Consider the following 13,068-nt stretch of genomic DNA (forward strand, 5'->3'; position numbering starts at 1 on the left):
CGCGTTCTCGTGGCCACCGCGGTCCCCGTCGAGCGGGACGCGGTGGCCGAGGCGTTCCCGGGGCCGGTGCGGGAGGCCGGGCTGCCCGGCGCGGTCGTGCACCGGACCGGCGGGGGCACCGACGTGCTCGCCGCCGGGGTCGGTCCTGCGCTCGCCGCCGCGTCCACGGCCGCCGCGCTGACCGCCGCCGCCCTCGACGGCCGGCCCTACGGCCTGGTCGTCTCCGCGGGGATCGCCGGCGGCTTCGCGCCGCACGCGCCCCTCGGGTCCCTCGTCGTCGCCGACGAGATCACCGCGGCCGATCTGGGTGCCGAGACGGCCGACGGCTTCCTGCCGGTCACCGACCTCGGCTTCGGCACCGTCACCCACCGCCCGCCCGAGACCCTGGTCCGGGCCGCCGCCACCGCTTCCGGCGCACGCACCGGGACGGTGCTCACCGTGTCGACGGTGACCGGCACCGCCGCCCGCGCCGACGCGCTGCGCGCCCGCCATCCGCGTGCGCTCGCCGAGGCCATGGAGGGCTTCGGCGTCGCCGAGGCCGCCGCCGCGCACGGCGTGCCCGTGCTTGAGGTGCGGGCGGTGTCGAACCCCGTCGGCCCGCGCGACCGCGCCGCCTGGCGCATCGGCGACGCCCTGGCCGCCCTCACCGAGGGCTTCGGGAAGCTCGCGCCCGTATTGGAGAGTTGGAACCGGCATGACCACCGTTGAGCAGCAGCAGCTGCGGATCGCCTACTCGCCCTGCCCGAACGACACCTTCGTCTTCGACGCCCTCGCCCACGGCCGCGTCCCCGGCGCGCCCGCCCTCGACGTCACCTTCGCCGACATCGACATCACCAACGGCATGGCCGAGCGCGGCGAACTGGACGTGCTGAAGGTGTCGTACGCGGTCCTGCCGTACGTCCTCGACGAGTACGCGCTGCTGCCCTGCGGGGGCGCGCTGGGCCGGGGCTGCGGGCCGCTGGTGCTGACCCGCGAGGCCGGTGTGGACCTCACAGGGCGGACGGTCGCGGTGCCGAGCGAGAAGTCGACGGCGTACCTGCTGTTCCGGCTGTGGGCGGCGGACGTGGTGCCCGGCGGCGTCGGGGAGATCGTGGTGATGCCGTTCCACGAGATCATGCCCGCCGTGCGGGACGGGAAGGTCGACGCGGGCCTCGTCATCCACGAGGCGCGCTTCACGTACCGGAACTACGGGCTGCACAAGCTCGCGGACATGGGCGAGCACTGGGAGGACACCACGGGGCTGCCGATCCCGCTGGGCGCGATCCTCGCCCGGCGCTCGCTCGGCGCGGAGACGCTGACCCGGCTCGCGGACGCGATCCGCACATCCGTGCGAACGGCCTGGGACGACCCGGAGGCGTCGCGGCCGTACGTCATGGAGCACGCGCAGGAGATGGACCCGGCCGTCGCCGACCAGCACATCGGGCTGTACGTCAACGAGTTCACCGCCGACCTCGGCGAGGACGGCTACGCGGCCGTACGCGGGCTGCTCACGCGCGCGGCGGCCGAAGGGCTGGTTCCGCCCCTCGGCCCGGACGCGCTGCGGTTCCCCTGACGGCGGTCTAGACGTCGAGCTGGTCGGCGACCGCGCGGAGCAGTCCGGCGATCTTCTTGCCGGCCGCGCGGTCGGGGTAGCGGCCCCGCTCCAGCGACGGCGTGATGTTCTCCAGCAGGGTCGTGAGGTCCTGCACGATGGAGGCCAGTTCGTCGGGCTTCTTGCGCTGGGCGGCCGCGACCGACGGGGTCGGGTCCAGGATGGTCAGGGAGAGGGCCTGGTCGCCGCGCTGTCCGGCGACCACGCCGAACTCCACGCGCTGCCCCGGCTTCAGGGCCTCGACTCCGGCGGGGAGGACCGAGGAATGCACGAAGACGTCACCGCCGTCGTCACGGGAGAGAAAGCCGAAGCCCTTCTCACCGTTGAACCACTTGACCTTGCCGGTAGGCACGTCTGTCCTCGCCCTCGTACTCGTCGGGAAAACTGCATCGGAAAACGGCTCTTGATAGCACTCGGGCGGGCCCGATGACCCGCCGGTACCAAGGCTAATGGTCTTCAGGCCGGTGACAAGACGTCACCGGGGTGTTCCCTCGCGCAGGGAACTACCCTGGTCCGGTGCGTGACAAAACCCAAGCGAATTCCGCTGCGCCCGGTGACGGCCTGGTCCGTGCCGGCGCCATCGTCTTCTTCGTCGGCGCCGTGGCCACTCTGGTCACGGTGGCCCCGCTGTTCCTCGGGACGACGCCCTTTCCGACGTACATGTTCGGATTGAGCATGCTCATGGGCGTCGGATTCCTCATCGCCGGGGCGGGCGTGCTGCGTTCCGCCGCCGCGGGGCGGCGCCGGGCGCGGGCGAGCGCCGTTTCCGGTCAGTTGTCCGAGCAGTAGTCCGAAAACCAGCGGGGGAATTCCGTCAGGTCCGCGAGAACGGTGTCCGCGCCGGCCTCCCGCAGTTCGGCGGCGTCGCACGGGCCGGTGGCGACGGCGACCGACACCGCGCCCGCGGTGCGCGCGCCGCGCACGTCGCCCGTGTGGTCGCCGACGTACACCGACGCGCCGTGTTCGCGCAGCGCCAGCGCCTTCTGTTCGGCCCACAGGTCGCCGATCACGGCGTCCGGCTCGATGCCGAGGTGCGCGAGGTGCAGCTTGGCGTTGGGCTCGTACTTCGCGGTGACCACGATCGCCCGCCCGCCGCGCGCCCGCACGGCGGCTATCGCCTCCCGGGCGCCGGACATCGCGAGCGTGGGCGTGATCGCGTACTCCGGGTACATCGCCCGGTACAGCTCGGCCGTCTCCTCGACCCGCTCGGCCGGGAACCAGTTCACCAGCTCCTCCACCAGCGGCGGCCCGAGCCGGCTGACGGCGAGATCGGCGTCGACGTACGTCCCGGTCCGCGCGGCGAGCGCCTGGTAACAGGCCCGGATCCCGGGCCGGGAGTCGATGAGCGTCATGTCGAGATCGAACCCGACGGTGGGCGCGGCGGGGATGTTCGTGTTGACCATCCCGCCATTGTCCGCCACCGCCCTCGCCCCCGACCCGGGCCCGGGTGACCGACGGACGACTCCGCCAGCCGCGGGCAGTGGCGTGTCCGTGGCGGCGAGCCCTCGCACTCCGCAGGCAAGTCGTGCCTCCCCCAGTGCCTTAAGGGCCTGGGAGGTGCCCCCAGGGCGATGGCCGTCCCCCGCTCGAGCGGAGCCCAGGGTGGGGGAGGGCGGGCGCGACGGCATCCCTGCCAGCGTGGGGCTGCGCAGTGGCCGCGACGGCCGCCCAGGGTGCCGGGAGCCGTCGCACGCCGGGTGCCGGCCGCACCTGGCCGGTCGCGCAGTTCCCCGCGCCCCTGAAGGCGCCGCCCCGCCCTCCGCGGGCAGTCGTGCCTCCCCCAGTGCCTTAAGGGCCTGGGGGTGCCCCCAGGGCGATGGCGGTCCCCCACTCGAGCGGAGCCCAGGGTGGGGGGCGGGCGCGACGGCATCCCTGCCAGCGTGGGGCTGCGCAGTGGCCGCGACGGCCGCCCAGGGTGCCGGGAGCCGTCGCACGCCGGGTGCCGGCCGCACCTGGCCGGTCGCGCAGTTCCCCGCGCCCCTGAAAGGCGCCGCCCCGCCCTCCGCGGGCAGTCGTGCCTCCCCCAGTGCCTTAAGGGCCTGGGGGTGCCCCCAGGGCGATGGCCGTCCCCCGCTCAAGCGGAGCCATCCCGTCGGCGCCGGGCTGCGCAAACGCCCCCCGGCACCGGCAACACGCCTCACCGTTCGCGTTGGGACCGCCACAAGAGGAACAGCGCCGAGGTGATCGCCGCCGTGCGGATGACCCACGGCCAGGTCTCGGCGAGGGCCGCGTTCATCTGCCCCTCGGCGATCGGCCCGCCCCAGCGCCCCGCCGTCCGCCCCCAGATCCACACGATCCCGCCGACGAGGGACAGGCCGGGGAGGACGACCACCGCCGCCTTGACCTCCGCGCGGGTGAGCCGGCGGGAGGCGTAGGCGATGAGCCAGCCGAGGATCAGGGCGAACCAGTTGCCCAGCACCGCGCCCACGACCAGGGAGGCGGCGGCGACCAGCAGCAGGGGGTTGCTCCAGCGGCCGGACGGCAGGCGCACCAGGCGGCGGCGCCGGACCGCGGGAGCCGCCTCGGCCCCGTCGGCGGCAGCGGCCGGGGCGCCCGGCTCGCCGGGAGCCGCCTCGGAGGCGGGCTTCTCCCGCGCCGACGGCGGCGGCTTGAGGAGCTCGGGGATCTCCACGCCCCCCACGAAGCCCGGCACCTCGTCGCCGGCCCCGAACGGGCTGTTGTCCACCCGCCACCAGTCGGGCTGGGTCGCGCTGTCGCCGAGCTCGTCCGAACCGGCCCGGTGCGGCGGTGACGGCACGTCGGCGGGCGCGGGCGGCGGCGCGGACGGGCGGGGCCGGGGCACGACCCGGCGCAGCACGCCACCGCCCCTTCCCCCACCAAACTTGGCGCCACCGGACTTCGCGTCACCGGACGTGGCGCCACCCGCCTTCGCCCCCCGCTCCGGCTCCCGCTGCACCGGCACGGCCGCGGACTGCTCCGACGCGCCCGGGACGGCACCGGGGGAATCCTCCGCCGCGGCGACCACCTCGGTCGGCGTGCCCATGCGGGCGATGATGCGGCGGACGGCGGCGGGCGAATCGACCACGGCCTTCGCGCGGCGCCGGTCGATCTCGTCGCGCAGCTCCGCGACCAGCCGCATCCGCGCCGCCGACGGCAACTGCCGCTGCTGCGCCACGTCGCCGACGCGGCTCAGATACTCGTAGACGACCTGATCACTCTCGATACCCACGAAGTCCCCTCCGGGACGGATGCGTCGGGACACCGTCGGCCGACGGTATCGCGACTGCGGCGGGCCGACCCAACTCCCGGCACGCCACGGACGTACCCACCCGCTAACGTGAGGCGGATGAGCACCGAGGAGAACCCCGCGGCGGCCCCCCGATCCCTCGCCGAGGCGCTCCGGGGGCGCGACGACGTCTCCCTGGCCGCGCTCCTGCGCAGCCGGCCGGATCTCATCACGCCCGTGCCCACGGACCTCACCCAGCTCGCCACCCGCGCGGGCACGCGCGCCTCGGTGGTCCGCGCGCTGGAGCACCTGGACCGGTTCACGCTGCAGACCGCGCAGGCGCTCGCGGTGGCGCCGGACCCGGCGGCGTACGACGAGCTGCTCGGGCTGCTGGCCGGCGACGACGGCGACCCGGCGGTGGCCGCCGCGCTGCCGCACGCCCTCGGCGTGCTGCGCGAACAGGCCCTGGTGTGGGGCCCCGACGACCGGCTGCGGCTGGTCCGCACCGCCCGCGAGCTGCTGTCGCCGTCCCCGCAGCATCCGTCGCCGACCGGTCTTGGCCCCACCGTGCGGGAGGCGACCGCGGGGATGTCGCCGGGCCGGATCCAGGAGATCGTGGCGACGGCCGGGCTGCCGTCGACGCACGACCCGGTCTCCGCCGTGGCCGCGCTGACCGGTCTCTTCAACGACCCGGAGCGGATGTCCGCACTGCTCGACCAGGCGCCGAGCGAGTCGGTGGAGGTGCTGGAGCGGCTGGTGTGGGGGCCGCCGTACGGGCAGGTCACCGCCGAGCCGGCGGCCCGGCTGCGCTGGCTGCTCGACCGGGGGCTGCTGCTGCCGACGGCGCCCGGCACGGTGGTGCTGCCGCGCGAGGTGGCGCTGCGGCTGCGCGCCGGACGGGCGCACCGCACGACGGAACCGGTGCCGCCGCCCGTGGAGGCGGCCACCGCGCACCGCCCCCAGGTGGTGGACGCGACGGCCGCCGGGCAGGCGTACACGGCGCTGGCGACGGTCGAGGAGCTGCTGAAGGACTGGCACGAGGGCGGTCCGGCGGTGCTGCGGGCCGGCGGGCTGAGCGTGCGGGACCTCAAGCGGACCGCCGTGGCCCTGGACGTGACCGAGCCGGTGGCCGCCTTCTGGGTCGAACTGGCCTACGCGGCGGGGCTGCTGGCGTCCGACGGGGAGGCCGACGAGCGGTACGCGGCGACCCCGGCGTACGACGAGTGGCTGGAGCGGCCCGCCGGGGAGCGGTGGGCGCGGCTGGCCACGGCGTGGCTCGCGGCGACCCGTACTCCGGGCCTGGTCGGGGAGCGGGACGCCAAGGACCGCACGCTGTCCGCGCTCGGTCCGGGCCTGGACCGCTCGGCCGCCCCGGAGGTACGGCACCGGGTGCTGACCCTGCTGGCGGCGCTCCCGGAGGGGGCCGCGCCCGCCGCCGAGTCGGTGCTGGCCCGGCTGCGCTGGGAGCGGCCCCGCGGTGGTGCGCGCCGGCGGGCGGCTCCGGCGGGCGCCCGCAGGGCGCAGGGGCAGCCCGCCGAGGGGACGCGGGGGACGGCGTTCCGCGCGGGCACGGGCGGTCACGGCGCGCCGGGGTATCCGGCCGACGGCGGGCGTGACACCGGCGGGGACGGCGACGACCTGCGGTCGCGGCTGGCCCGCTGGACACTCGCCGAGGCCGAGATGCTGGGCGTCACCGGGCGCGGCGCCCTCGCCGCCCACGGACGCGCGCTGATCGGCGCGCCCGCGCCCCGCCGTCCGAAGGAGACGGAGCCCACGGGTCCGGGCGACAAGCTGCCCGTGCACCACCGGCCGGCCCCGCCGCCCCCCGCCCTCTCCCCCGCCGAGCAGGCCGCCGCCGCCGCGGCCGCCGGCCGGCTGCTGGAGCCCCTGCTGCCCGAGCCGCTGGACCACGTGCTGCTCCAGGCCGACCTGACGGCGGTCGCGCCGGGCCCGCTGGAGCGGCCGCTCGCGGACATGCTGGGGGTCCTCGCGGACGTGGAGTCGAAGGGTGGCGCGACCGTCTACCGGTTCACGCCCGGCTCGGTACGGCGCGCCCTGGACGCCGGGCAGTCGGCCGCCGACCTGCACGCCTTCCTCGCCGCGCGGTCCCGCACCCCGGTGCCGCAGCCGCTGGCCTACCTCATCGATGACGTGGCCCGCCGGCACGGGCATCTGCGGGTGGGCGCCGCCTCGGCGTACGTGCGCTGCGACGACGACGCGGTGCTCAACGAGATCATGGCCGACAAGCGGGCCGACGGGCTGGGCCTGCGCCGGCTCGCCCCGACCGTGCTGGCCGCGCGGACCGACCCGGCGGGGCTGCTGGAGGGGCTGCGCGCGATGGGGTTCGCACCGGCCGCCGAGTCCGCCGAGGGCGACGTGCTGATCGCCCGCGCCGACGCCCGCCGCACGCCCCCGCGCACGCCTCCGGAGCCGGTGCCGGACGGTCCGCCCGTCCCGGACGACACCCTGCTGGCGGCCGCGATCCGCGCCGTCCGCGCGGGCGATCTCGCCGCCACGGCGCCGCGCAAGCCGGTCGGCGGCGATGCGGCGGGCGCGGCGCCGGGCGAGCTGCCCCGCACCACCGCCGCGGACACCCTGGCCACCCTTCAGGCCGCCGTGCTCACCAACGACACCCTGTGGATCGGGTACGTCAACGCGGAGGGGGCCGCCAGTCAGCGGGTCATCGCCCCGATCCGGGTCGAGGGCGGGTTCGTCACTGCGTACGACCACACGGCCGACGAGGTGCGGACGTATCCCCTCCACCGGATCACGGGTGTCGCAGAACTGGCGGAGTGATACGGCGGGCGGGTACGTGCGGGTTCGTCACGGTTGATCGCGCCGTTCCCCGCGCGCCTGAGGGGCGCTTCGGGGAACGGTGTGGAATGCCATCAGGCAAACTGGACGTTTGGCCGTGCAGTGCCCGTGCCGAGCCCGTCGCAGAAAGGCAGCCGCGCGTGAATGGTCCGCTCATCGTCCAGTCCGACAAAACTCTGCTCCTCGAGGTCGACCACGAGCAGGCCGACGACTGCCGTCGCGTCATCGCGCCGTTCGCCGAACTGGAACGGGCCCCCGAACACATCCACACCTACCGCGTGACCCCGCTCGGCCTGTGGAACGCGCGCGCCGCCGGCCACGACGCCGAGCAGGTCGTGGACGCGCTGGTGCAGTACAGCCGCTACCCGGTGCCGCACGCTCTGCTCGTCGACATCGCCGACACCATGGACCGCTACGGCCGGCTCAGCCTGGTCAAGCACCCCGCGCACGGGCTCGTCCTCACCACCACCGACCGCCCGGTCCTCGAGGAGGTACTGCGCTCCAAGCGCGTCGCCCCGCTCGTCGGCGCCCGGATCGACCCGGACACGGTCCTGGTGCACCCCTCGGAGCGCGGGCAGATCAAGCAGACCCTGCTGAAGCTGGGCTGGCCGGCCGAGGACCTCGCCGGGTACGTGGACGGCGAGGCGCACCCGATCGAGCTGGCCGAGGACGGCTGGGCGCTGCGCCCGTACCAGAAGCAGGCCGTGGAGAACTTCTGGCACGGCGGCTCCGGCGTGGTCGTCCTGCCCTGCGGCGCCGGCAAGACGCTGGTCGGCGCGGGCGCGATGGCGCAGGCGAAGTCCACCACGCTGATCCTCGTCACCAACACGGTCTCGGCCCGGCAGTGGAAGCACGAGCTGGTGAAGCGGACGTCGCTCACCGAGGACGAGATCGGCGAGTACAGCGGCACGAAGAAGGAGATCCGCCCCGTCACCATCGCCACCTACCAGGTGCTGACGACGAAGCGGAAGGGCATCTACCCCCACCTGGAGCTGTTCGACTCCCGGGACTGGGGTCTGATCGTCTACGACGAGGTGCATCTGCTGCCCGCGCCCGTCTTCAAGTTCACCGCCGACCTCCAGGCCCGGCGCCGGCTCGGCCTGACGGCGACCCTGGTCCGTGAGGACGGCCGCGAGTCGGACGTCTTCTCGCTGATCGGCCCGAAGCGGTTCGACGCGCCGTGGAAGGAGATCGAGGCGCAGGGCTACATCGCCCCGGCCGACTGCGTCGAGGTCCGGGTGAACCTCACCGACTCCGAGCGGCTGGCGTACGCGACGGCCGAGCAGGAGGAGAAGTACCGCTTCTGCTCGACGACCGCCACCAAGCAGAAGGTGACGGAGGCGATCGTCCGCCGGTTCGCCGGGCAGCAGATCCTGGTCATCGGGCAGTACATCGACCAGCTCGACGAACTGGGCGAGCACCTGGACGCGCCGGTCATCAAGGGCGAGACGTCCAACGCCCAGCGGGAGAAGCTGTTCGAGGCGTTCCGGCAGGGCGAGCTGAGCGTGCTGGTGGTGTCGAAGGTCGCGAACTTCTCGATCGACCTGCCGGAGGCGACGGTCGCCGTGCAGGTGTCCGGCACCTTCGGGTCGCGGCAGGAGGAGGCGCAGCGGCTCGGCCGGGTGCTGCGGCCGAAGGCGGACGGGCACCAGGCGCACTTCTACTCCGTGGTCGCCCGCGACACCATCGACCAGGACTTCGCGGCGCACCGCCAGCGGTTCCTGGCCGAGCAGGGGTACGCCTACCGGATCATGGACGCGGACGAGCTCCTCGCGGACAGCTGACCCGTCAGCTGCCCCGCGTCATCCCTCGGGCAGGTGGAACACCAGCGCGAGGACGCACAGCCAGGGCAGCAGCGACAGTCCGGCCAGCCAGACGCGGGCGACCGCCCAGCGGCGGGTCCACGGCAGCAGCCAGGAGGCGGCGCAGGCGGCCACCGCGAGGATGCCGCCGAGGAACAGGGTGCCGTGGACGACGTCCAGGGCGGTCGTCAGGGCCGGCGAGCAGTCGTCGGGGCCGCAACTGTCCGTCGCCATGACGGACAGTGCCCCGAACAGCAGCGCGAGCGGCGCCAGCATCACCCCGAGCACGGTGGCGACGGCGGGCGCCACCCACGCGCGGGTGTCACGCTCGGCCCGGTACTGCCGGTCCGGCGGGGCGGGAGCGAGGGCGCCGTGGTGACTCATACGGCCAGTGAAGCGGCCCCGGGCGACGATCGCACCGGGGCCGCTACTCAACCGCGCGGGTGTACACGTACTCACCTCGACTGGCGGGCGCCTCACTTCCAGGGGCGTGAGCCTCACTTCGGGTCGCGGGCGAAGGAGGCCGTCGACCAGAAGTAGCCGAGCACCGTCAGGGCCACGCACCAGCCGAGCGCCAGCCACCCGTTGTGGCCGATCTCGCTGCCCAGCAGCAGCCCGCGCAGGGTCTCGATGGCCGGCGTGAACGGCTGGTACTCGGCGACCGGCCGGAACCAGCCCGGCATCCCGTCGACCGGGACGAAGGCGCTGGACAGCAGCGGCAGCAGGATCAGCGGGGTGGCGTTGTTGCTGGCGGCCTCGGCGTTCGGGGCGCCGAGGCCCATACCGACCGCGATCCAGGTGAGCGCCGTGGCGAACAGCACCAGCAGGCCGAAGGCGGCCAGCCACTCCAGCGCCGTGGCGTCCGTGGAGCGGAAGCCGATCGCCACGGCCACCGCGCCCACGACGACCACGCTCAGGACCGCCTTCAGCACACTGCCGACGACGTGCCCGACGAGCACCGAGCCGCGGTGGATGGCCATGGTGCGGAAGCGGGAGACGATCCCCTCGGTCATGTCCATCGACACGGAGACCGCGGTGCCGATGGCGGTGGAGCCGATGGTCATCAGCAGCAGGCCCGGCACCAGGTAGGCGACGTACGCGGACCGGCCGCCGCCGCCGAGTCCGGCGCTCATCACGTCGCCGAAGACGTACACGAAGAGCAGGAGCAGCATGACCGGCGTGAGCAGCAGGTTGAGCGTGAGGGACGGGTAGCGCCGCGCGTGCAGCAGGTTGCGGCGCACCATCGTGGACGAGTCGCGCAGGGCGAGGGAGAGGCGGCCCGGGCGGGCGGGAGTCTGGAGGGCGGTCATCGGACGGTCTCCTTCGAGGGGGCGGCGGACGGGGCGGGGACGGCGGCACCTTCGGTCAGGGCGAAGAAGACGTCGTCGAGGTCGGGGGTGTGCACGGTCAGCTCGTCCGCCTCCACGCCGGCGGAGTCGAGCCGGTCCAGGACGGCGCGCAGTTCGCGCTGGCTGCCGCCGCTGGGGATGCGCAGGGTGAGTGAGGCGTCGTCGGGGGCGGCGCCGGGCAGGACGGCGGCGGCGGACCGGTAGCCGGCCGGGTCGGTGAAGCGGAGCCGGACGTGTCCGCCGGGGACGATCCGTTTCAGTTCCTCCGCGGTGCCCTCGGCGGCGATCCGTCCGTCGTGGAGCACGGCGATGCGGTGGGCGAGCTGGTCGGCCTCCTCCAGGTACTGCGTGGTGAGGAAGACGGTCACACCGCCGGTGACCAGCTCGCGGATGATGCCCCACATGGTGTGGCGGGAGCGGGGGTCGAGTCCGGTGGTGGGCTCGTCGAGGAAGATGATCCGCGGGGAGCCGACCAGGGTCATGGCGATGTCGAGACGGCGCTTCATGCCGCCCGAGTAGGTGGCGGCGGGCTTCTTCGCCGCGTCGGCGAGGTCGAAGCGCTCCAGCAGTTCGGCGGCGACCCGCCGGCCCTCGCGGCGGGACAGGTGGTGCAGGTCGGCCATCAGGAGCATGTTCTCCTCGCCGGTGATCAGGCCGTCGACCGCGGAGAACTGGCCGGTGACGCCGATCGAGGCCCGTACGGCCTGCGGGTCGGCGGCGAGGTCGTGACCGCCCACCCGAACGTCGCCCGCGTCCGCGCCGACGAGCGTGGAGAGGATCTTGACGATCGTGGTCTTGCCCGCGCCGTTCGGCCCGAGCAGGGAGAAGACCGTGCCTTCCTCGACGGCGAGGTCGACGCCGTCGAGGACGACCTTGTCGCCGTAGGACTTGCGCACTCCGCTCGCCGCGACGGCGAGAGGGGAGTCGGTCCGCATCGCGGGCTCCTTTGCGTTGCAACGTGTTTCTGACATCGAAAACGCTACGTTGCATTCACAGCAGTGGCAACGTACTTGTTGCGTTGATATCCCTAAGGACCAGCTCAACAGCACTATTTCGTTGCACTGTTCTGCGAGATAACGCAACAATGAGGAGGAGTGCGTTGCAATGGAAAGCCGTCGAACGCTACGCTGGAGCCCCATCGGGCGAACGGCGGAGGAGAAGCACGTGCCGGGAGGCAGGCTGACCCAGCAGGAGCGGCAGCGGATCGCGTCGGGGCTGGCCGACGGGCTGGCGTACGCGGAGATCGCGCGCCGCCTGGACCGCCCCACGTCGACGGTCACCCGCGAGGTGATGCGCAACGGCGGCCCCACCGCCTACCGCGCGGAACTGGCCCAGCGCGCCGCCGAGCGCCGCGCCCACCGGCGCACACGGGCCGCCGCCCGGGGGCAGAAGGCGGCGCCGGACCGGTACGGACGCGACCCGGAGGCCGTGCGCGCCTACGAGGAGACGCTCACCACCGTCTTCATAGCGTCGGGCACGCCCAGGATGATGGCCAGGGTCATGGCCTGCCTCACGCTCAGCGACTCCGGCAGTCTCACCGCCGCCGAGCTGGCCGAGCGGCTCCGGGTCAGCCCGGCGTCCGTCTCGAAGGCCGTCGCGTTCCTGGAGAGCCAGGACCTCGTCCGCCGCTTCCGCGACGAGGGGCGCCGTGAGCGCTACGGCTTCGACGAGGACATCTGGTATCAGTCGATGGTCGCCAGCGCGCGTTCCACCGCGCAGATCGCGGTGACCTCACGGGAGGGTGTCGACGTCATGGGGCCCGGAACACCGGCCGCCACACGCCTGGAGAACGCCGCGCGCTTCCTCGACTTCGTCTCCACGACCATGATCCGCGCCGCGGAGGAGGCGCGTGACCTGTTGCTCGGGCAGCCGGCGCCCGACGCCGAGGGCGCGGAATCGCACACGGCCGGCACGGACGCGGACCGCTCGCGGGGGCGGGAGGACTAGGGCGGACGGCGGTCCCGGAGGGCAAGGGACGTCTACCGGCGGCGGACGCCCGCCTCCTGGCCGTACTCGCCGAGAAGGATCACGTCGAAGGCCGCGCCGAGGAACACCTTCACGGCGCGCAGGGCGTCACCGACGCGGTGCGGGTGACTGCCCTCGACCGGGGTGGCGCCGCTCGGGCGGACCGGCGGACCGGTGGGGTGGACGGTGGCTGCGCTCATGTGTCCATGGTTGCTCGCGTGCCCCCGTACCGGCATCGGCCCAGGGGACCGATCCGCCGGGCCGCCGCGTACGCCTGCGGAACGAGCCGTCCCTCTCAGGCAGGACGGGGTCACCCCTAGGGGTGTTCCCTCGGACCCACCAGGGGTGTTCCCTCGGACC

13 protein-coding genes are annotated in these 13,068 nt (G+C 74.2%); 6 read left to right on the forward strand and 7 right to left on the reverse strand.

Annotated features, from left to right (window positions below; translation table 11 throughout):
* The first annotated feature begins 9 nt into the window (after positions 1-9).
* Both F3L20_RS29860 and F3L20_RS29865 read left to right on the forward strand, forming a co-directional pair.
* Positions 10-708 (forward strand): futalosine hydrolase, encoded by a 699-nt coding sequence (locus F3L20_RS29860; protein WP_150156926.1) that lies wholly within the window; start codon positions 10-12, stop codon positions 706-708.
* Positions 695-1,552 (forward strand): 1,4-dihydroxy-6-naphthoate synthase, encoded by an 858-nt coding sequence (locus tag F3L20_RS29865; protein ID WP_150156927.1) that lies wholly within the window; start codon positions 695-697, stop codon positions 1,550-1,552. Before F3L20_RS29860 ends, F3L20_RS29865 begins: the two co-directional genes overlap by 14 nt.
* A 7-nt stretch (positions 1,553-1,559) precedes the next feature.
* Here the strand turns inward: F3L20_RS29865 and F3L20_RS35345 are convergent, their stop codons facing one another.
* A complete protein-coding gene (locus tag F3L20_RS35345) occupies positions 1,560-1,943 on the reverse strand; it encodes a cold-shock protein (RefSeq protein WP_145826750.1) in 384 nt (127 codons plus the stop codon).
* Between the two features lie 164 nt (positions 1,944-2,107).
* Between F3L20_RS35345 and F3L20_RS29875 the strand changes: the two genes are divergently transcribed.
* Positions 2,108-2,380, forward strand: coding sequence for a hypothetical protein (locus F3L20_RS29875; RefSeq protein WP_024884182.1), 273 nt, complete (start codon positions 2,108-2,110; stop codon positions 2,378-2,380).
* Here the strand turns inward: F3L20_RS29875 and F3L20_RS29880 are convergent.
* Positions 2,362-2,994, reverse strand: a complete 633-nt coding sequence (locus F3L20_RS29880; RefSeq protein WP_150156928.1) for an HAD family hydrolase — start codon at positions 2,992-2,994, stop codon at positions 2,362-2,364. The two genes, F3L20_RS29875 and F3L20_RS29880, sit on opposite strands and share 19 nt — an antisense overlap.
* Positions 2,995-3,728: 734 nt before the next feature.
* Positions 3,729-4,781: a hypothetical protein gene (locus F3L20_RS29885; RefSeq protein ID WP_150156929.1), complete on the reverse strand. Its 1,053-nt coding sequence runs from the start codon at positions 4,779-4,781 to the stop codon at positions 3,729-3,731.
* Positions 4,782-4,898: 117 nt separating this feature from the next.
* Between F3L20_RS29885 and F3L20_RS29890 the strand changes: the two genes are divergently transcribed.
* A complete protein-coding gene (locus tag F3L20_RS29890) occupies positions 4,899-7,574 on the forward strand; it encodes a helicase C-terminal domain-containing protein (RefSeq protein ID WP_150156930.1) in 2,676 nt (891 codons plus the stop codon).
* Between the two features lie 158 nt (positions 7,575-7,732).
* Positions 7,733-9,376 (forward strand): DNA repair helicase XPB, encoded by a 1,644-nt coding sequence (locus tag F3L20_RS29895; protein ID WP_145826746.1) that lies wholly within the window; start codon positions 7,733-7,735, stop codon positions 9,374-9,376.
* An 18-nt stretch (positions 9,377-9,394) separates the two neighbouring features.
* On the opposite strand, the gene F3L20_RS29900 is transcribed toward F3L20_RS29895, so the two are convergent.
* The 3 genes from F3L20_RS29900 to F3L20_RS29910 all read right to left on the reverse strand — a co-directional run bounded on the left by F3L20_RS29900 (position 9,395) and on the right by F3L20_RS29910 (position 11,714).
* Positions 9,395-9,778 carry a hypothetical protein gene (locus tag F3L20_RS29900; protein ID WP_150156931.1) on the reverse strand — a complete coding sequence of 128 codons (384 nt, stop codon included), beginning with the start codon at positions 9,776-9,778 and terminating at the stop codon, positions 9,395-9,397.
* Positions 9,779-9,891: 113 nt separating this feature from the next.
* Entirely contained in the window at positions 9,892-10,704 is an 813-nt protein-coding gene (locus F3L20_RS29905) for an ABC transporter permease (RefSeq protein WP_150156932.1), read from the reverse strand.
* Positions 10,701-11,714 (reverse strand): ATP-binding cassette domain-containing protein, encoded by a 1,014-nt coding sequence (locus F3L20_RS29910; RefSeq protein WP_382685569.1) that lies wholly within the window; start codon positions 11,712-11,714, stop codon positions 10,701-10,703. The genes F3L20_RS29905 and F3L20_RS29910 overlap by 4 nt, the downstream gene beginning before the upstream one ends.
* A gap of 193 nt (positions 11,715-11,907) precedes the next feature.
* On the opposite strand from F3L20_RS29910, the gene F3L20_RS29915 reads away from it, so the two are divergent.
* Positions 11,908-12,690 (forward strand): GbsR/MarR family transcriptional regulator, encoded by a 783-nt coding sequence (locus F3L20_RS29915; protein WP_240810787.1) that lies wholly within the window; start codon positions 11,908-11,910, stop codon positions 12,688-12,690.
* A 32-nt stretch (positions 12,691-12,722) separates the two neighbouring features.
* Here the strand turns inward: F3L20_RS29915 and F3L20_RS29920 are convergent, their stop codons facing one another.
* Positions 12,723-12,908 carry a hypothetical protein gene (locus F3L20_RS29920; RefSeq protein WP_145826742.1) on the reverse strand — a complete coding sequence of 62 codons (186 nt, stop codon included), beginning with the start codon at positions 12,906-12,908 and terminating at the stop codon, positions 12,723-12,725.
* Positions 12,909-13,068: the final 160 nt, after the last annotated feature.

The sequence above is a fragment of the Streptomyces tendae genome (assembly GCF_008632955.1).
Lineage (GTDB): Bacteria > Actinomycetota > Actinomycetes > Streptomycetales > Streptomycetaceae > Streptomyces.